This is a genomic window from Armatimonadota bacterium (assembly GCA_031432545.1).
Lineage (GTDB): Bacteria > Sysuimicrobiota > Sysuimicrobiia > Sysuimicrobiales > Sysuimicrobiaceae > Caldifonticola > Caldifonticola tengchongensis.
In genome coordinates, this window is record JAVKGX010000006.1 from 47,878 (window position 1) to 65,259 (window position 17,382).

Annotated in this window: 17 protein-coding genes; 3 read left to right on the forward strand and 14 right to left on the reverse strand. The window is 69.9% G+C overall.

The window, feature by feature from the left end:
- Positions 1 to 23: 23 nt before the first annotated feature.
- Positions 24 to 845 carry a tryptophan 2,3-dioxygenase family protein gene (locus tag QN163_07435; GenBank protein ID MDR5683840.1) on the forward strand — a complete coding sequence of 274 codons (822 nt, stop codon included), beginning with the start codon at positions 24 to 26 and terminating at the stop codon, positions 843 to 845.
- On the forward strand, positions 842 to 1,990 hold the full coding sequence (locus QN163_07440; GenBank protein MDR5683841.1) for an aminotransferase class V-fold PLP-dependent enzyme: 1,149 nt from the start codon (positions 842 to 844) through the stop codon (positions 1,988 to 1,990). The genes QN163_07435 and QN163_07440 overlap by 4 nt, the downstream gene beginning before the upstream one ends.
- A gap of 24 nt (positions 1,991 to 2,014) precedes the next feature.
- On the opposite strand, the gene QN163_07445 is transcribed toward QN163_07440, so the two are convergent.
- The 8 genes from QN163_07445 to QN163_07480 form a co-directional block, all read right to left on the reverse strand.
- Positions 2,015 to 3,379: a TrpB-like pyridoxal phosphate-dependent enzyme gene (locus tag QN163_07445; protein ID MDR5683842.1), complete on the reverse strand. Its 1,365-nt coding sequence runs from the start codon at positions 3,377 to 3,379 to the stop codon at positions 2,015 to 2,017.
- A gap of 116 nt (positions 3,380 to 3,495) precedes the next feature.
- A complete protein-coding gene (locus QN163_07450) occupies positions 3,496 to 3,918 on the reverse strand; it encodes a nucleoside 2-deoxyribosyltransferase (protein MDR5683843.1) in 423 nt (140 codons plus the stop codon).
- 47 nt (positions 3,919 to 3,965) lie between these two features.
- Positions 3,966 to 5,153 (reverse strand): acyl-CoA dehydrogenase family protein, encoded by a 1,188-nt coding sequence (locus QN163_07455; protein MDR5683844.1) that lies wholly within the window; start codon positions 5,151 to 5,153, stop codon positions 3,966 to 3,968.
- Between the two features lie 2 nt (positions 5,154 to 5,155).
- Positions 5,156 to 6,472 (reverse strand): TldD/PmbA family protein, encoded by a 1,317-nt coding sequence (locus QN163_07460; GenBank protein MDR5683845.1) that lies wholly within the window; start codon positions 6,470 to 6,472, stop codon positions 5,156 to 5,158.
- A complete protein-coding gene (locus QN163_07465; protein ID MDR5683846.1) occupies positions 6,469 to 7,866 on the reverse strand; it encodes a TldD/PmbA family protein in 1,398 nt (465 codons plus the stop codon). The genes QN163_07460 and QN163_07465 overlap by 4 nt, the downstream gene beginning before the upstream one ends.
- A 96-nt stretch (positions 7,867 to 7,962) precedes the next feature.
- A complete protein-coding gene (locus tag QN163_07470) occupies positions 7,963 to 9,336 on the reverse strand; it encodes a S41 family peptidase (protein ID MDR5683847.1) in 1,374 nt (457 codons plus the stop codon).
- Positions 9,337 to 9,419: 83 nt separating this feature from the next.
- Entirely contained in the window at positions 9,420 to 10,229 is an 810-nt protein-coding gene (locus tag QN163_07475; GenBank protein MDR5683848.1) for an SAM-dependent chlorinase/fluorinase, read from the reverse strand.
- Between the two features lie 100 nt (positions 10,230 to 10,329).
- Positions 10,330 to 10,554, reverse strand: a complete 225-nt coding sequence (locus tag QN163_07480; GenBank protein ID MDR5683849.1) for a hypothetical protein — start codon at positions 10,552 to 10,554, stop codon at positions 10,330 to 10,332.
- A gap of 182 nt (positions 10,555 to 10,736) precedes the next feature.
- Here QN163_07480 and QN163_07485 point away from each other — a divergent pair, with 182 nt between their 5' ends.
- Positions 10,737 to 11,012 (forward strand): YggT family protein, encoded by a 276-nt coding sequence (locus QN163_07485; GenBank protein MDR5683850.1) that lies wholly within the window; start codon positions 10,737 to 10,739, stop codon positions 11,010 to 11,012.
- A gap of 4 nt (positions 11,013 to 11,016) precedes the next feature.
- On the opposite strand, the gene QN163_07490 is transcribed toward QN163_07485, so the two are convergent.
- From QN163_07490 to QN163_07515, 6 genes are all read right to left on the reverse strand, one after another.
- On the reverse strand, positions 11,017 to 11,916 hold the full coding sequence (locus QN163_07490; GenBank protein ID MDR5683851.1) for an AEC family transporter: 900 nt from the start codon (positions 11,914 to 11,916) through the stop codon (positions 11,017 to 11,019).
- 72 nt (positions 11,917 to 11,988) lie between these two features.
- Positions 11,989 to 12,450 carry an adenosylmethionine decarboxylase gene (gene speD, locus QN163_07495; GenBank protein ID MDR5683852.1) on the reverse strand — a complete coding sequence of 154 codons (462 nt, stop codon included), beginning with the start codon at positions 12,448 to 12,450 and terminating at the stop codon, positions 11,989 to 11,991.
- Between the two features lie 161 nt (positions 12,451 to 12,611).
- Positions 12,612 to 13,070 (reverse strand): small multi-drug export protein, encoded by a 459-nt coding sequence (locus tag QN163_07500; protein ID MDR5683853.1) that lies wholly within the window; start codon positions 13,068 to 13,070, stop codon positions 12,612 to 12,614.
- Positions 13,067 to 14,026, reverse strand: a complete 960-nt coding sequence (locus QN163_07505; GenBank protein ID MDR5683854.1) for an acyl-CoA thioesterase — start codon at positions 14,024 to 14,026, stop codon at positions 13,067 to 13,069. Before QN163_07505 ends, QN163_07500 begins: the two co-directional genes overlap by 4 nt.
- 45 nt (positions 14,027 to 14,071) lie before the next feature.
- Positions 14,072 to 15,850, reverse strand: a complete 1,779-nt coding sequence (locus QN163_07510) for an NAD+ synthase (GenBank protein ID MDR5683855.1) — start codon at positions 15,848 to 15,850, stop codon at positions 14,072 to 14,074.
- Positions 15,851 to 15,899: 49 nt separating this feature from the next.
- Positions 15,900 to 17,270, reverse strand: coding sequence for a dipeptidase (locus tag QN163_07515; protein MDR5683856.1), 1,371 nt, complete (start codon positions 17,268 to 17,270; stop codon positions 15,900 to 15,902).
- Positions 17,271 to 17,382: the final 112 nt, after the last annotated feature.

Consider the following 17,382-nt stretch of genomic DNA (forward strand, 5'->3'; position numbering starts at 1 on the left):
GACTCTCACGGGAGGCATCCGCCATGCAGGCGCCGGCCAAGCCCCTTACGTACGGCAGGTACATCCGCACCGCAGAGCTGCTGCGTCTGCAGCAGCGCCTGAGCGACGCGCACGACGAGCTGCAGTTCATCGTCGTCCACCAGGTGTTCGAACTCTGGTTCCGGCTGATGATCTTCGAGCTCGAGAGCGTGCGGGGCGCGCTGGTGCGCGGCGACCTCCCGACCGCCGCCCGCCTGCTGCGGCGGGCCACGGAGATCGCCCGCGCGCTGCTCGTCGGGTTCGACGTCATCGAGACGATGCGCCCGTGGGACTTTCTGGAGTTCCGCTCGCAGCTCAAGCCCGCCAGCGGGTTCCAGAGCCGGCAGTTCCGCGAGATCGAGTTCCTGTCGGGAGCCAAGGACCCGCGCTACCTCGCAAGCTTCGAGCGGGAGCCCGAAGACCTGGCGGCGCTGCGGCGGCGGCTGGGAGAACCGACCGTCTGGGACGCGTTCATCGAGTTGCTGCGCGGCCGCGGGCTTCCGACCGACGACGACGCGCAGATCCGTCAGACGCTCATCCGGATCCACAAGGATCCGTCGCTTGCGGATCTGTACGAGCTGTCCGAAGCGATGATCGCCTACGACGAGATGTTCGCGCTGTGGCGGCGCCGCCACGTCCTGATGGTCGAGCGCATGATCGGAGCGCGTCCCGGGACCGGACAGGCCGACGTGCAGAAGACGATCGGCGAGCAGGCCTCCGACGAGCCGGCGTACTTCACCGGGGTCGGATACCTGCACGAGACCCTCTCGAAGAAGTTCTTCCCGCTGCTGTGGGAAACCAGGACGTTCGTGGAGCGTGACGCATGACCGATTCCCTGCTGCGCTGGCGGAGCGAGTTCCCCATCCTCGCGCACACCACCTATTTGGTGTCGCACTCGATGGGTGCGATGCCGCGTTCGGCGACCGACTGGCTGGCCCGCTACGGCAGGGAGTGGAGCGAGCAGGGCGTGGCGGCGTGGGAACGGTGGGAGCCCTACGTGCGCGAGCACGCAGACCGGATCGGCACGCTGATCGGTGCGCCTGCGGGCACCGTCGCGCTGCACCAGAACGTCTCGACCCTGTTCGGCATTTTGCTCAGCGGCCTCGTGCAGCCGGGCGGTCGCACGAAGGTGGTCGCCACCGACCTGAACTTCCCCACCCTGCTCTATGCCCTGCAGATGCACGAAGACCTGGGGCTGCGCCTCCACCGCATCCCCAGCCCCGACGGCATCACGATTCCCCTGGAAGCCTGGGAGGATGCGGTTGACGACCGGACGCTGGCGGTGGTCGTCGACCACGGGATCTTCCGGTCGGGCGCCCTGCAGGACGTGGCAGCAATCACTCAGATCGCGCACCGCCACGGGGCGTGGTCGATCGTGGACGCCTATCAGACCGTCGGCTGCGTGCCCGTGGATGTGCGGGCGTGGGGCGCGGACGCCGTACTGGGGGGTTCGCACAAGTGGCTGTGCGGAGGGCCCGGCGCCGCCTGGCTGTACGTGCAGTCGGACCGGTTGGCCTCCGTGCGGCCCCGGATGGTGGGATGGTTCAGCCACCGCGATCCGTTCGCATTCGACCTGCGCATGGAGTTCGCCGCCGACGCCATGCGCTTTGCGACCGGCACGCCCGGGATCCCGGGCCTGTTCGCGGCGCGGGCCGGGCTGGAGATCGTGCTGGAAGTGGGTGCCGAGGCGATCCGGCAGAAGTCTGTGCGCTTCACCCAACGGATCATCGACCTGGCGGACGAGTACGGACTGCGCGTGAACACACCCCGCGAGGCATCAGCCAGGGGTGGCCTCGTCGTCGTCGACTTCCCCGGAGCCGAGGCGGCGACCCGGGAACTGGCGCGACGCAACGTCCTCGTCGACCACCGGCCCAGAGCCGGCATCCGCATCTCCGGACACTTCTACACCGCCGACGAGGAAATCGACCACGCGTTCGACGTGCTGCGGGAGTTCGCACGCCGCTCCGCGTGATTGCCCCGCCTGCCGGGGAGCACTCTATGCGGGCTGGAGCGGAGCCAGCTCAGCCATCGCCCGGCGCACCTCCTCTTCCGGGTACTCGAAGTCCGGCAGCTTGCCCGCGAGGTACTGCTCGTACGCCGCCAGGTCGAAGTGTCCGTGCCCGCTGAGGTTGAACAGGATCGCCTTCGACTCGCCTGCCTCGCGGCACCGGATTGCCTCGTCGACGACGTAGCGGATCGCGTGCGCCGGCTCGGGGCCGGCCACGATGCCTTCGGTCCGCGCGAACAGCATCGCGGCCTCGAAAACCGGGTTCTGGGGATAGGCGTACGCCTCGATCACGCCTCGGTCGTACAGCATGCACACCAGCGGTGCGTCCCCGTGGTAGCGCAGGCCACCCGCGTGGATGGGCGCGGGGACGAACGTGTGCCCCAGGGTGTACATCTTGACCAGCGGGGTGGTCTGCGCGGTGTCGCCGAAGTCGTAGAGGTAGGCGCCCTTGGTGAGCGTCGGGCAAGCCGTCGGTTCGACCGCGACGATGCGGGTCTGTCGGCCCGCCAACTTGTCGGCGACGAACGGAAAGGACAGGCCGGCGAAGTTGCTCCCCCCACCGATGCAGCCGACCACGACGTCCGGGTAGTCGTCGAAGAGTTCCATCTGCCGCCTGGCCTCCAGCCCGATGACGGTCTGGTGCATCAAGACGTGGTTGAGCACGCTGCCCAGCGAGTACTTCGCGTCGTCATGGGTGGCCGCGTCCTCGACCGCCTCGCTGATCGCGATCCCCAGGCTACCCGGAGACTGCGGGTCGCGCTCGAGGATCCCCCGGCCCGCGTGGGTGCGGGGGCTGGGGCTGGGCAGCACCTCCGCGCCCCAGGTCTCCATGAGGATGCGCCGGTAGGGTTTCTGCTCGTAGGAGACGCGCACCATGTAGACGGTGCACTCCAGCCCGAACATCCGGCATGCCCACGCCAGCGCCGACCCCCACTGGCCGGCCCCGGTCTCGGTCGTGAGCCGGCGGGCGCCGCTGGCCTTGGCGTAGTAGGCTTGGGCGACCGCGGTGTTCGGCTTGTGGCTGCCGGGCGGGCTCACACCCTCGTACTTGTAGTAGATGCGGGCGGGCGTATCCAGCGCCTGCTCCAGCTGCCGCGCCCGGTATAGGGGCGTGGGTCGGTACAGGCCGTAGATGTCGCGCACGGGCTGTGGGATCTCCACCCAACGCTCGGAGGACACCTCCTGCAGGATGATATCCATGGGGAACAGCGGCGCCAGGTCGTCGGGGCCCACCGGTTGCTTCGTCCCTGGGTGCAGCACCGGCGGAGGCGGACTGGGGAGGTCCGGAACGATGTTGTACCACGCGCGCGGAACCTCGCTTTGGGGCAGCACCACCCTCGTCACGTCTGCCATGGCCGGCCTCCTGGGGGAAATGGGCAGTCCTTCTCCACGCGGCCGATCGAATCCTGGCCCGGTCCGCCGGCCGGACAGCCGGGCCGCAAGCGAGCCAGCCTGCGCCGGGCTGCGGGTCAGCCACCCGCCGAGGAGACCAGGCGGTCGAGGATCCGCAAGAGCTCGTCCTCGTCGCGGTACCGCCACAGCTCGACATGGGGGTTTCCGGCCACGAGCGCCGAGACGTCCGCACCGGCCTCGCACAGGCACACGACCCGCTTGCCCAGCATCTGGGCGCGCATGATCTCCATCCCCACGCCGATCGAGGGAACGGTGACCTCCGCGATCACCACGTCGGCCTGTTCGATCCAGGCCATGTCGCCCTCGTAGATCGCCCGGTCGTTTTTGCGTGTGGCCCGCTCGTGTTCCAGGACGTCCGCCCGCCCGACGTGCGCGGTCAGCACCTGGTGGCCGCGCTGCTGCAGCCACGAGACGATCCGCGCGTAGCGCGGCTGCAACCGCCGGCCACCTCGTATGGCCCCACAGAAGTACACGCGCATCGCAGCTGGGAATCGACGAGCCGCTGCCGTCGACCTCGATCCGTCGCTCAGAAGGCGTCGTGGCCCGTGATCTCGCGGCCGACGATCAGAGTGTGGATGTCGTATGTCCCCTCGTAGGTGTCGACGGACTCCAGGTTGGCGGCGTGGCGCATGGCGTGGTACTCGACCGTGATGCCGTACCCGCCGAGGATCAAGCGGGCCTGTCGCGCCACCTCCAGGGCGGCGCGCACGTTGTGGCGCTTGGCCAGCGAGACCTGCGTGTAGCGCATCCGCCCGGCATCCTTGAGCTGGCCCAACCGGTGCGCGAGGAGCTGCGAGGCGGTGATGCGGGTGAGCATGTCCACCAGGCGCTCCTGGATGATCTGCGTCGCCGCGATCGGCCGGCCGAACGCGATCCGTTCCCCGGCGTAGGCCAGCGCCTCCTCGAAGCACGCCACCGCTGCCCCGATCGCGCCCCACGCGATCCCGTACCGCGCCTGGGTCAGGCACCCCAGGGCCTTGCCCAGGCCAACGCCCTCGGGCAGCGCGTGGTCGTCGGGAACTTCGACGTCTTCCAGCACCAGTTCGGAGGTCACCGACGCGCGCATCGAAGCCTTCGTGTGGATTTCGTGGGCCGCAAAGCCCGGGGTGTCGGTCGGCACGATGAACCCGCGGACGGTGTCGGTCTCGTCCTTGGCCCACACGATGGCCACGTGCGCGATCGACCCGCTGGTGATCCACATCTTGGTGCCCGTGATCGCCCAGCCGCGCGACGTCTTGCGCGCACGCGTGTTCATCGCGGCGGGGTCGCTGCCGGCGGTCGGCTCGGTCAGGCCGAAGCACCCGATCAGCTCGCCCCGCGCCAGCCGCGGCAGGTAGTGGCGCCTTTGCTCTTCGCTGCCGTACGCGTAGATCGGGTACATGACGAGCGCACCCTGGACGCTGGCGAAGGACCGGATGCCGCTGTCCCCCCGCTCCAGTTCCTGCATCAGCAGCCCGTAGGCGATGTTGTCCAAGCCCGCGCACTCGTACTCCGCCGGCAGGTTCGCGCCGTACACCCCCAGCTCGCCGAGCCTGGGCACCAGTTCCATCGGGAAGATGCCGTCCAGCCACCAGCGCCCGATCCGCGGGATCACCTCGCGGTCGACGAACCGTCGGACGGTGTCGCGCGCCGCCCGCTGCACGTCCGTGAGCAGATCTTCCGTGACGTAGAAATCCGTCGGACTGACCTTGTTGACCGTGCCGACCTCCTGCACCGTCACTCCCCTCCTGCGAACGACAGGTCGCCGACCTCGACCGTCGGAGCTCCGAACGCGGTACCGGCGAACCACCAGTCGAGGTCGGTGCCCACCGCGCCGACCCTCTCCAGCAACGCCAAAAAGTCCCCGGCGATGGCAAAGTCCTCCACCGCGTGGACGACCTCACCGCCGTCGACCCACAACCCCAGGCCCTGCACCGAGAACTCACCGGTGATGGGGTTGGCGCCGGCGTGGACCCCCATCAGCTCGGTGACGACGACGCCGCGCTCCCGGCGCAGTCCGTCTGCCGGCTTCACGTAGAGGTTCGTCGGTGCCACTCCCAACACCCCTCGGTAGCCGCGCGAGGCGTGCCCCGTGTTCGGGTGTTCCAGCGCGTGGGCGGTCTGTGAGTTCGTGAGGTAGCTGCACAGGACGCCCCGCTCGACCAGGACCACCGGGCGGGCCGAAGTCCCCTCCGCGTCGAACGGCCGGCTGGCCAGACCCTCCGGCAGCGTGGGGTCGTCCACCAGGGTCACGAGCTCCGAGGCGATCCTCTCGCCCAGCCTGCCGACCAGTCGGCTCTTGCCCTCCACCACCGCCTTGCCGCTCCACAGGGGCCAGAACGCCCACAACAGCTGCGCAAAGGCCTTGGGCTCGAAGTAGGCGACGTAGCGCCCTGTCCTCAACGGCCGCGCGTCGAGCAGGCGCGCGGTGCGCTCCACCAGCCGCAGCGAGGTGCGGCCGGGATCCAGCGCGTCGAATCGCACCGACCAGTCCATGTCGGCGGACTGCTTTATGCTGTCGCCTTCCCGCATCACCACCGTCGCGCCGATTCCGGCCACGCCGGTGCGGTACCGGCCGGCCGCACCCTCGGTGGAGCCCAGGCTGACCTCGCGTTCGCGCTCGGTGTAGATCGCCGCCGGAACCCGGTGCGTGCGCGGATCGGCCCGCAGGCCCGCCTCCATGTCGAGGGTGGCCTGCTGCTTGCGCTCCATCGAAGCGTCAAAGCTTTGCCCCAGGCGACCCCATTCGCCCAGGTCGGTGCCCTCGGGCAGGAATCCGACGGCCTCGTGCTGCAGCGCGGCGTTCTCCTCGGCTTCCTGCAGCACCCAGTCCAGCGCCTCCGGGCTGAGGTGCTCGCTGTACGCGTACCCGACGCGCTCGCGCACGACCACCCGGATGCCCACGCCCGCCTGCGTCGCGCGCGTGAGCTGTTCGAGCCTTCCGCCGTGGGCGCGCAGCGTGAGCTCCCGGTCCCGCAGCCCCAGGACTTCCGCCTGGATGCCCCTGCGCCGCGCGCGCTCGAGCACGTAGCGGCGGGCTTCGTCGAGCGTCATCGCGCCTCTCCGCCGACTACGATCTCGGAGACGAGCAGGTGGGGTTGGCCCACCTCGACCGGAACCGCGCCCGACAGGCTCCCGCACATCCCCGGTGCGGTCTTTAGGTCAGAGGACACCGCGACGACCCTCCGGATGGATTCCGGGCCCTTGCCCACGAGCATCGCCCCACGCACCGGCTCTTCCACGCGCCCCCGGCGGATGACGTAGCCTTCGCGCACCGCGAAGTTGTACTCCCCCGATCCCGGCTTGACCTGCCCGCCGCCCATGTCCTTGGCGTACAGCCCGAACTCGATGCCCTCGAACAGCGCCTCGACCGGCGTGGTGCCGGGCGCGATGAACGTGTTGCGCATCCGCGATGTCGGCGCCACCGTGTAGTCCTGCCGCCGGCCCGACCCGGTCGGCGCGTACCCGGTCACGAGCGCGCCCCAGCGGTCCACCATGTAGCTGCGGAGCACGCCGCTCTCGATCAGCACGGTGCGCTGCGTGGCCATGCCCTCGTCGTCGATCTCGCTGCTGCCCCAGCCGTGCGGCGTCGTGCCGTCATCGATGTACGTGACAACGGAACTGGCGACCTGTTCGCCGAGCCTGTCGGTCAGCACCGAAGCCTTCTTCGCGACGGACGTCGTCTCCAGCAGGTGACCCAGCGCCTCGTGGAAGATCACCCCGCCGAAGGCGTTGCCGATCACCACGGGCATCGCCCCGGCCGGGGCCCGCTTGGCGCGCAGCAGCGTCATCGCCTGTTCGCCCGCCTTCCGGCCCACTTCGGCCGGGGGGCAACAATCGAACAGTTCCAAGCCGACGCTCAGACCCGGTGCGGCAAATCCGGTCTGCACGTCGCCGTTGCGCTGGGCGATCGTGGTCACAACGAGGCGGGTACGCACCCTCCGGTCCTCGGCCCAGCCACCCTCGGAGTTGCAGACCAGCACCTCCTGATCCCACTCCAGCAGCGAACACTCGACGTCGCGCACCTCGGGCGCCACGCGGGCGGCAGCGTCGGCTTCCCGCAGGCGTTCCAGGCGGTAGGACTTCGGATGCTCGTCGAACGGAACCGACGGGGCGTGCAGGCCGCGCGGCGCGTGGCGTCGGAAATCCAGCCCACCCCGGCCGCGGGCATCGACCCGACCCGCCTCTCCCCGCAGGCGCGTGAGGTCCTCGGCCACCTCGAGCAGGCCCGGTGCGGTGAGGTCGTTCGTGTACGCGTAGACGACGTCAGTCCCGTAGAACAGCCGCAAACCCGCACCGTACTCGATCCCGCTGGTGGCCTCCTGGACGCCGCCGTTGAGGACGCGCATCGCGCGACGGCGCGACCGCTCGACGTACAGCTCGGCGAAGTCGACCCCTCGGGCGCGCGCGAGCGTGAGGATATCGGAAACGAGCGCTTCGTCGAGCACGATGCCTCCCTGGGTCGGTCGCGGGCGGCGGCAGCGAAGAGGATTCTCCGGGGCGTACGGAAATCCTGTCGTTGCGCTTCGCCGCGGCGATGCGGGCTAGTGGACGCCGGTCGTCACAAGCGGCCGTCCAGCCTGCGCCAACCGGCGCGCGAGTTCGTCGCGCCCGCGCGCGAGCTGCGAGTCCACGCCGCGATCGAGATCCTCGAGGGTGAGCTCGACTTCGACGTCGGGGCGCAGCCCGTTGCCTTCCAGCACCACGCCGCGCGAGGTTGTCATGCGCGCGATGGCGACGCTCAACCCGGCGCCGCCCGGCAGCGGGAAGGTGATGCTGACCAGCACCGCCCCGGCCGTCCGCGTCCCGACGAGCGTCCCGCGGCCGTGCTCCTGCAGAGCTGCAGCCAGCAGTTCGCTGGCAGACGCCGTCCCGTCGTCCACCAGGACCACCAGGGGCGTAATCTGGTGGAGCACCGGACCAGTACGGGTCACCTGCGTCTGCCGTCCGTCGCGGCGGCTGTCCATGGTGTAGATGGGCAGCCCCGCCGGCAAGAGCATGTCGGCGACCCGGTTCAGCTCCGCCACGAACCCTCCGGGGTTGGAACGCAGGTCCAGCAGCATACCCCGCATGCCCTGCGCCTGCAGGTCCTCAATCGCACGGCGCACCAGGTTCGCCGACCCCTGCGTGAACTGCCCGAACCGTATGTAGCCGATGCCGCCTTCGAGCATCCGATGCTCGACGGCCGGGACGACGATCGGCTCGCGCACGATCAGGAACGACAGCGGCGTCGGCTGCCCGGGGCGCTGCACGACAACCGTCACCGGTGTGCCCTGCGGCCCGCGGATGCGGTTGGAGACGTCCTCCGTCGTCATGCCCTCCGTGCTCTGCCCGTCGATCGCGACGATCCGGTCGAACGGCCTCAGCCCCGACCGCTCGGCCGGCGTGCCCGGGAACACCAGCTTGATGTAGAAGCGGCCGGCGCGCGGCATCAGCAGGATCCCGATCCCCGTGAACCCCGCCTGGTTCTGCTGCTGGCGGCGGCGCTCGGCGAGGCGCTCGGGCGTGATGAAGCCGGTGTGCGAATCGCCCATGCTCGCGGCCATCGCCTGCGCGGCGGCGTACTGGAGCTGGGTCTGGGTGACACGCCCGGCCGCGACCGCCAGCGCTTGATCGAACCGCGCCTGGAACTCGACCCGCGCACCGACCTCGTCCGTCGCCGCCAGGTCGGGCAGCGTGGCCGTGACGCCGGCCCTGGACAGCGCCTGCCGAAGCCCGCCCAACGCCGCCGCCAGAAGGCGGACCGGGTCGGGCCGATCGACGTGCTCGTTCTTGAGCAGGTCGAGGACCGCGAAGACCAACGAGGCGTCCGCGGCCGCTGCGGGTCGGATGCCACCCAGCCCCGTGGGGACGCTGGTCACGATCGCCAGCGAGAGAATCAGCGCGGCAAGGGCCCTGCGAGCACGGACACGGTGCACGGCTCCTCCTCCTCGGGGGCTGGCGCCCCTAACTTCCTATGCGATTGTAACGCTGTGGTGAGCGCGGCCGCTTGCGCCGCGTGTCATGGAATCGGCGCGTGCTCGGGCGCAGGCGAGATGCGGACGTCCGCGCCGGGGCCCGCACCGAGGCGCACCGCCGCGCTGCCCTCGCGCACGGCGATCTCAACCAGGCCGTCGCTGCCGGAAAGGACGAGCAGGGCCCCCACCTCCGCCTGACCGTAGGTGTCCACCACCCGCGCGCGGTGCGTCCTTCCCTCGATCCGAACGTCCACGAAGCCCGGCAGACCGCGGATCCACTGGGCGGGGATGTTGGTCGCGAGGTTGCCGAACGGATCCGCGGCGATGACCTCGCCGGCGATCTCCTCACCGACCAGGCGGGGCGGACCCCAGAGCCGGTCCACCGGATCTCCGACCTCCGGGCCCACGGCGTCGAACGGGAACCCCAACGCCAGCCAGCGCGCGCAGACCGCGAAGATGTCACGTCCGTGGAAGGTCGCGCAGACCTCGGGTCGGCGCAGGTCCGGGTGCATGATCTCGCGCGCCCGGGGTGAGCCGGCGGCCCGCGCAGCAAGCATCAGCAGCCCGTTGTCCGGGCCCACGAACAAGAACCCCCCGGAGCGTACGGCCAGCGCGCGACGCTCGGTCCCCACGCCGGGGTCGACGACCGCCACGTGCACCGTCCCCGCGGGGAAAGCACCGGATGCCGCGTACAGGGCGTATGCGCCGTGGCGTACGTCGTGCCGTCGGATGCCGTGGGTGATGTCGACCACCCGCAGGCCGGACCCCGGCGCGGGGGCGAGGATCACGCCCCGCATCTGCGCCGGGTAGGCGCTGTCGGCGCCGAAGTCGGTGAGCAGCGTGACGATCCGCATCGTGCCGCGTGGACGGAGCGGTGGGCTTTCGGGAATGACAGGAGGGGATCCGCCCCGCGGATCCCCTCGCACAGACGGTCCGTCCGATCGGGACCGCTCCCTACTGGCCTTGCTGCTGGCGGACGACGCGCGACGCCTCCGCGTAGGAGATCCACTGCCCGGTCTGCTGGAAGACCAACCAGCGGAGGTAACCGGGCAGCGACATGAAGTTCGCCTCCGGCGAGAACGGCCTGAGGTTGGCGACGTTCGGATACTCCTGGCCGAACGCCGGCGCCACGGACACCGCCAGGATCAGGGTCACGAGCGTCAGCAGACGCACAGGCATCACCTCCGGATCATGGAATCGGCAGGCCGGGTGCCGGCGGGCGTCCGGCGGCCCCGTCGTGGCCTCCATCTTCCCACAATTACGAAGAGAGCGGTGAGCCGGTTCCGTCCTGTGCGACGCGCAAGCCGTTGGCGTCGATCTGCGATGGGCGGTATCCTCATCGCGGGAGCGGACGAGCCGTCATGAACGAACTCATCTTCCTCGTCGACCGCGCGTTCTACGTGTACAACCTCGTTCTCCTGGCCCGCGTCCTCATGAGCTGGCTTCCCGGCGTCGATTCGCGCAATCCGATCGTGCAGTTGCTGGTGCGCCTGACCGATCCCGTCCTCGAACCCCTGCGCCGCGTGATCCCGCCGGTCGCGATGATCGACATCTCTCCGATCGTGGCGTTGGTGCTGCTGGAGGTGGTGCGGCGCCTGGTCCTGGGGACCCTGATCGCCGCGGTGTCGGGCTTGTAGGGGGTCAGCCGACGAGCAACCGCAGTACGGCGGTGACCGTCACGAAACTGGCCGCGGTGGTTGCAAAGACCGCGCTCGCCACGAACGCGGGCCGGCACCGAAACTCCGCGGCGAAGAGGAACGCGTTCACGGCGGCCGGCATCGCGCTCTGCACGATCGCGACGCTGCGGGCGAGGCCGGTCAGGTTCATGGCGGCCGCCACCCCGATCGCCATCAGCGGCGCGACGCCCAGCCGCAGGATGCCCACGGCGAGCAGCTCGGGAGAGTATCGGACGCTTTCTGCCTGCGAGAGCTGGATCCCGAGGGTGACGAGCAGCAGCGGGATCGCACCAGCGCCCAGCACGGCGACCGAACGCGCCAAAGCGTCCGGCAACGTCCAACCCGCGGCCGACGCCAGTCCTGCGCCGACCGACGCGTACAGGAGCGGCAGCCGCAGCACGCTTCCCACGGCCCGTCGAAGACCACCGGCGACACCCCACGCCGCGATGAGCCCGCCCAGGATGGCGCCCGCGGTCGCGTTGGCGACGAAGACGAAGACCGCCAACCGAAAGCCCTGCTCGCCGAAGGCGAACAGGCAGACGGGCAAGCCATAGTTGCCGGCATTGTACATCACCACCGGAAGCAAGAAACTCGACCGCTCCGCTCCCCGCAGCCGCAACGCAGCTGCCGTGCCCAGACCCACGATCAGCAGCAAGAGCAGGTGCACGAGTGCGAACGCGATCAGGGCCCTGCCGTCGCCCTCGCCCCAGGGATACCTGAGCAGCGAGTCCAGGACGAGTGCCGGCGTGAACAGGTACATCGCGACGGACGAGAGCGACGACACCTCGACGGCGCGCCGCTTCCCGAGCGCGAACCCCGCCCCGATCAGCAGGAGGACGGGCGCGATGACGTTGACGAGAAACATGTGCCGGCAGACCGCCGAAGGCCGTCGGCCCTGGTCCGCAGCAGGCCCGCGGCGGCGACGGAGCGTATCCCGCTATCTCGGCGCAGCGACCTTTTTCTTCCGGGCCTTGGCGCGACCGGACTTGCCGTCGGGGCTGGGCAGTTCCTCTTCCCAGGTGATGATGCTGTGGAAGTAGACGCGATCGCCCTCGTCGAGGCCGCGGGTGACTTCCGTGATGTGTACGTTCTTAGCACCGAACTCCCGCAGGGCGTACTCCACCGCCTCCTCCGGCTTGGCGTCATCCCCGCAGGTGTAGATGTCCAAGGCGACGTAACCGGTCTCCGGCCAGGTGTGGACCGACAGGTGGGACTCGGAGATCACGACCACGCCGCTCACGCCCACGGGGGTGAACCGATGGAAGGAGATCGCCCAGATCTGGACCTCGGCGACCTGGGCCGCCCGGGTGAGGATCTGCTCGACGCGTTCCACCTTGCTGATGACGTCGGGGTCGCAACCCGACGCCTCGACGATGTAGTGGTGTCCCACCGTGTCCATCGGCGGCCCCCGGTTTTCGCGTTCGCGCGCGTGATCTCGACCCCCAAACAGACGCATCCCCAGGCGCAGACGCCGCGCCCAGGGACCGTATGGAATCAACAGTCATGCTACGGGCAATCGGCAGGGCAGGTCAAGGTCCGCTCGGGCCGGTCGATTCGTCGCTAGGGAAACAGCCGGCGCCACCCGGCCACCGCGCCGGTCGAGGCGAGGGTCACTGCGATCCCGGCGAGCACTACGCCCGCGGCGACGGCCAGCCAGGACTTTGCGCGCGGCAGGCCGAGCAGCCAGGCGGCCAGGGTCCCGGAGTACGCGCCCGTGCCCGGCAGCGGCACGGCGACGAACAGCGTCAGCCCCAGCAGCTGGTAGCGCTCCACGTAGGATCTGCCCCTCTCGCGGACGCGCTCCACCTGCCGCCGGACCCACCCGATACGGGAGAACCAGCGCTCGTAGAACCACTCCAGCGCGAACCACCCCGGGACGATGACGAGCAGGTTGACGACCGTGCAGACGAAGAAGACCTCGAGCGGGGCAAACCCGCGGGCGATCCCCAGCGGGATCGAACCCCGCAGCTCGATCCACGGGACCAGGCTGAGCGAGGCGATCCACAGCAACTGCGTCACCGGGCCGCCGCCAGCCGCGCCGCGCGCACCTGCCGGCGGGCGGATGCTTCCTCCCAGCGCCGGCGCTCCTCGGGGGTCTGGGGTTCGTAGGGCGGCAGCGGCTGGGGCCGGCCTTCGAAGTCCATGTGGACCATCGTCACGAACGTACTGCAGGTGTGGGCGATCTCGCCGGTAAGCGGGTTCTCGGAGAGCACGCGCACGCCGATCTCCATCGAGGTCCGGCCGACGGCGTTGAGGGCCGCCCGGTAGTGCACGATCTCACCGACGCGGATGGGGTGGACGAAGTCCAGCGCGTCCACCGATGCGGTCACCACCGGGCCGCGGGCGTACCGCAGCGCGACGATGGACGCGACCTGGTCGAGATCCATCATCACGCTGCCCGCAAACATCAGATTCCCGGCGATGGCGTCTTCCGGGAACACGATCCGGCACACCTCCAGGAAGTGGCGTGTGGGCCTGTCGCCCTCCTCCGGCGGTCTGCGGTGCGCCGCGATACGCGACGACCGCCGTTCGCGCCGCTGCTTGGCCAGCGCGTGCATCCGCTCTTCCTCGTCGCCCTCGGGCACGATGCGCACGCCCACCGGCCGCGGGCGGCCGCCCTCGTCCACGGCCACGAACGCCAGGTGGGCGGTCGTCGTCCGGTGCCGCTGGCCGGTGGTGGGCATCTCGGCGTGCACGACGACGTCGACTTCCATGGACGACCGGCCGACGTCGGTGACCACGGCGTCCAGCGTCACGATGTCACTGAGCAGCACCGGATGTAGGAAGTCCAAGTCGTCCATGGCCCCGAGCACGACCATCCCTCGGCTCAGCCGCGATGCCGCAAGCGTGCCGGCAGTTGCGATCCACGCCATCATCCGCCCACCGTACAGCGAGCCCCGGACGTTGATGTGCTCGGGGAAGACGATCTGGACCATCTCGGCGCGCGTCTGGGCGATGTTTACGGTCCGGGACATGCAACCTCCCCGGTCGACGGTCGGCAGACGGTCGGTGACGGCCCGCTATTGGCTGTCGAGCCTGGGTGCCGTGCCTTCCACCGTCTGTTCGATCCGCACCCAGCCACGGTACCAGGACGTGATCGGCAGGCGGCGGTCGCGCCCGAGGGCCTTCGGCGTGATCTTGATCCCGGGCGGGGCCTGGCGGCGCTTGTACTCGCTGCGGTCGACCATCCTCACGACCCTGGCCACCGTATTTGCGTCGAACCCCGCGCGCACGATTTCCTCGGGCGGCACGTCGTGTTCCACGTAGCGTTCCAGGATCGGATCGAGGACGTCATACGGCGGGAGGGTGTCCTGGTCGGTCTGGTTCGGCCGGAGTTCGGCGGTCGGAGCCCGGGTCAGCACACCCTCGGGGATCACCCGCCCGCGCGCGTTGCGGTGGCGCGCGAGCGCATACACCAGCGTCTTCGGAACGTCCTTCAGAACCGCAAACCCCCCCGCCATGTCGCCGTACAGCGTCGCGTAGCCCACGCTCAGCTCGCTCTTGTTGCCGGTGGTGAGCACGATGCCGCCGAACTTGTTCGTCAGCGCCATCAACAGGTTGCCGCGGATCCGTGCTTGGATGTTTTCCTCGGTGACGTCCTCCGCCGTCCCGGCGAACGTGTCCTGCAGTGCCCGGAGGTATGCTTCGAAGATGCCGCCGATGGGGATCGTGATGGTCCGCATACCCAGGGCGCGGGCAAGCTCTTCGGCGAACCGCACGCTGTCGGGCGATGTGTACGCCGATGGCATCACCACGCCGGTCACGGCCTCGGGCCCCAACGCGTCGGCGGCGATCGTCGCGGCCAGCGATGAGTCGACCCCGCCCGACAACCCGACGAACACCCGCCCAAATCCATTCTTGCGGACGTAGTCGCGGGTCCCGAGCACGAGCGCCCTGTACACCTCGTCCAGGTCCGCCAACGGCTCGTGCACGACGGGCTCCACCGCGGGTTGCGCGGGGCGATTGGGCTGCGGAACCGCGACGACCGGCGTCAGGTGCCCCGCGTCGGGGACGAACCGGTCACTCTCGTCGAAGGCGGTGCGCCGCGCGCGCCCGCGACGTGCGGCGGCGACGTCGATGTCACAGAGGATGAGGGCTTCCTCGAACTGGGGGCCGCGCACCAGCAGCCTGCCCTGGGCGTCGAACACCACACTCGCACCGTCGAAGACCAGTTCGTCCTGGCCGCCGACCATGTTCAGGTAGCAGACCACCACGCCGCAGTCCCGCGCGCGTGTGCGCAACATCTCCTCCCGCTCCCGCCACTTGCCGCGGTGATACGGGGACCCGTTGATGTTGAACACCACCAGCGCGCCCGCCCTGGCCTGCAGCGCGCACGGGCCGTCGGGGAACCAGATGTCCTCGCAGATGTTGACGCCGACGGGAACGCGGCCCAGGTGGAACACCGGAGCCACCTCCCCCGGGGCGAAGTAGCGCTTCTCGTCGAAGACGCCGTAGTTGGGCAGCAGCCGCTTGTGGTAGACGCCCGCGATGCGCCCTTCCGCGCAGACCGCAGCCGCGTTGTAGAGGTGGTTCCGCCGGTCCGCGAACCCGACCACGGCGACGACGTCGCGGGCGTGCCGCGCGATCTCCTGCATGGCACGCAGGTTGGCCTCGACGAAGTCGGGCTTCAGCAGCAGGTCCTCGGGCGGGTAGCCGGTGACCGCGAGTTCGGGGAACAGGACGACGTGCGCGCCCGCGGACCGGGCGTGCCCGATCCGTTCGACGATCCGGCGGGTGTTGCCCTCCAGGTCGCCGACGACCGGGTTGATCTGGGCCATCGCGACGCGCAGCGTCCTCATCCCCCTAGACAATACAAAGGCCCAGGGTCGGGGGCCAGAGCGGCGGGCCCTAGCCGGCAGCCTTCACGTAGTGGAAGAACCGGACCACCGCCTCGATCCCACGCCACATCAGCGGCAGGTTGACCTTCTCGTTGGGGGCGTGCACGTTGTCGTCGGGCAGCCCGAAGCCGGTGACGACCACGGGCTGGCCCAGCAGCCGCGCGAACAGGTCCACCACCGGCACCGAACCCCCCTGGCGGATGAACCGCGTGGGCGCCCCGTACGCGTCCGTCCACGCCCGGGCGGCCGCCTGTACCGCCGGCACCTCCGGAGAGATCACCCACGGCCTGCCCGTGTGCAGCTTGCGGACGTCGACCCGATAGACGGGGTGCGTGTTCTTGCGGACGTACCTCTCGAAGGCCCGGAACACCCGGTCTGGGTTCTGGTCGGGGACCAGCCGCATGCTCACCTTGGCCAGACACCGAGCCGGCAGCACGGTCTTGGCACCGGGTCCGACGAATCCACCGCCCATCCCGTGGATCTCCAGCGTCGGGCGCGACCACAGGCGCTCCCACAGGGAACGGCCTTCCTCACCGAGCGTCCCCTGCACGCCGATGGCCCGCATCCACTCCCGTTCGTCCACCGGCAGCTCGCGCCACGAGCGCAGTTCTGCTTCGCTGGGATCCCGCACGGTCCGGTAGTAGCCGGGGATGCGGATGCGGTGCTTGCGGTCCCGCAGCGACGCCAGCACGCGCACCATCTCGTGGAACGGATTCGGCGCCGCGCCGCCGAACACACCGGAGTGGAGGTCCGTGGTCGGGCCTTGCATCTCGATCTCGGTGTAGAGGATGCCGCGCAGGCCGACGGTGATCGCCGGCACGCCAGTAGCGAAGAACCCGGAATCCATCACGAACGCGCAGTCGGCGCGCAGACGACGCTTGTGGCGCGACACGTAGGCAGCGACCTCGACGCCCCCGCTCTCTTCTTCCCCCTCGACGAGCAACTTGACGTTGACCGGCAGCCCGTCGGTGGCGAGCAACGCCTCGATGGCCTTCACCGTGGCGAAGACCTGCCCCTTGTCGTCGCACGCCCCGCGCGCGTACAGGTTCTCGCCCCGCACGACCGGCTCGAACGGCGCAGACGCCCACAGGTCCAGGGGATCCACCGGCTGCACGTCGTAGTGCCCGTACACCAGCACCGTGGGCGCGCCGGGGGCGCCCATCCACTCTGCGTACACGAGGGGATGGCGTCGGTCGGACGGTACGACCTCGACCTTCCTCACCCCGATCCGCTTGAGGTGGTCGGCGAGCCACTGTGCGGCGCGCTCGCAGTCGGCTGCGTGTTCGGGAAGCGCGCTGATGCTGGGGATCCGCAGCCACTCCCCCAACTCCCGCAGGAAGCGGTCGCGGTTGTCCTGCGCGTAGGCAAATGCTCCCTCCATCGCCGGTCCTCCCCGTGTGGCAACCGCGGGTCGCCCCCATGCCCGCGCCAGGGTTGGATTCGCTCCCCCTGCCCGCGCCGCCTGCTGCCCGCCGGACGTTGGGCACCCGTTG

Coding starts and splice junctions, on each gene's coding strand:
- QN163_07480 (MDR5683849.1), bottom strand. CDS start 10,554: ATGCCTGTGCGTCTGCTGACGCTCGTGACCCTGATCCTGGCGGTGTCC.
- QN163_07485 (MDR5683850.1), top strand. CDS start 10,737: ATGAACGAACTCATCTTCCTCGTCGACCGCGCGTTCTACGTGTACAAC.
- QN163_07460 (MDR5683845.1), bottom strand. CDS start 6,472: ATGACGCTCGACGAAGCCCGCCGCTACGTGCTCGAGCGCGCGCGGCGC.
- QN163_07445 (MDR5683842.1), bottom strand. CDS start 3,379: ATGGCAGACGTGACGAGGGTGGTGCTGCCCCAAAGCGAGGTTCCGCGC.
- speD (MDR5683852.1), bottom strand. CDS start 12,450: ATGGACACGGTGGGACACCACTACATCGTCGAGGCGTCGGGTTGCGAC.
- QN163_07515 (MDR5683856.1), bottom strand. CDS start 17,270: ATGGAGGGAGCATTTGCCTACGCGCAGGACAACCGCGACCGCTTCCTG.
- QN163_07450 (MDR5683843.1), bottom strand. CDS start 3,918: ATGCGCGTGTACTTCTGTGGGGCCATACGAGGTGGCCGGCGGTTGCAG.
- QN163_07440 (MDR5683841.1), top strand. CDS start 842: ATGACCGATTCCCTGCTGCGCTGGCGGAGCGAGTTCCCCATCCTCGCG.
- QN163_07505 (MDR5683854.1), bottom strand. CDS start 14,026: ATGTCCCGGACCGTAAACATCGCCCAGACGCGCGCCGAGATGGTCCAG.
- QN163_07510 (MDR5683855.1), bottom strand. CDS start 15,850: ATGAGGACGCTGCGCGTCGCGATGGCCCAGATCAACCCGGTCGTCGGC.
- QN163_07475 (MDR5683848.1), bottom strand. CDS start 10,229: ATGCGGATCGTCACGCTGCTCACCGACTTCGGCGCCGACAGCGCCTAC.
- QN163_07435 (MDR5683840.1), top strand. CDS start 24: ATGCAGGCGCCGGCCAAGCCCCTTACGTACGGCAGGTACATCCGCACC.
- QN163_07490 (MDR5683851.1), bottom strand. CDS start 11,916: ATGTTTCTCGTCAACGTCATCGCGCCCGTCCTCCTGCTGATCGGGGCG.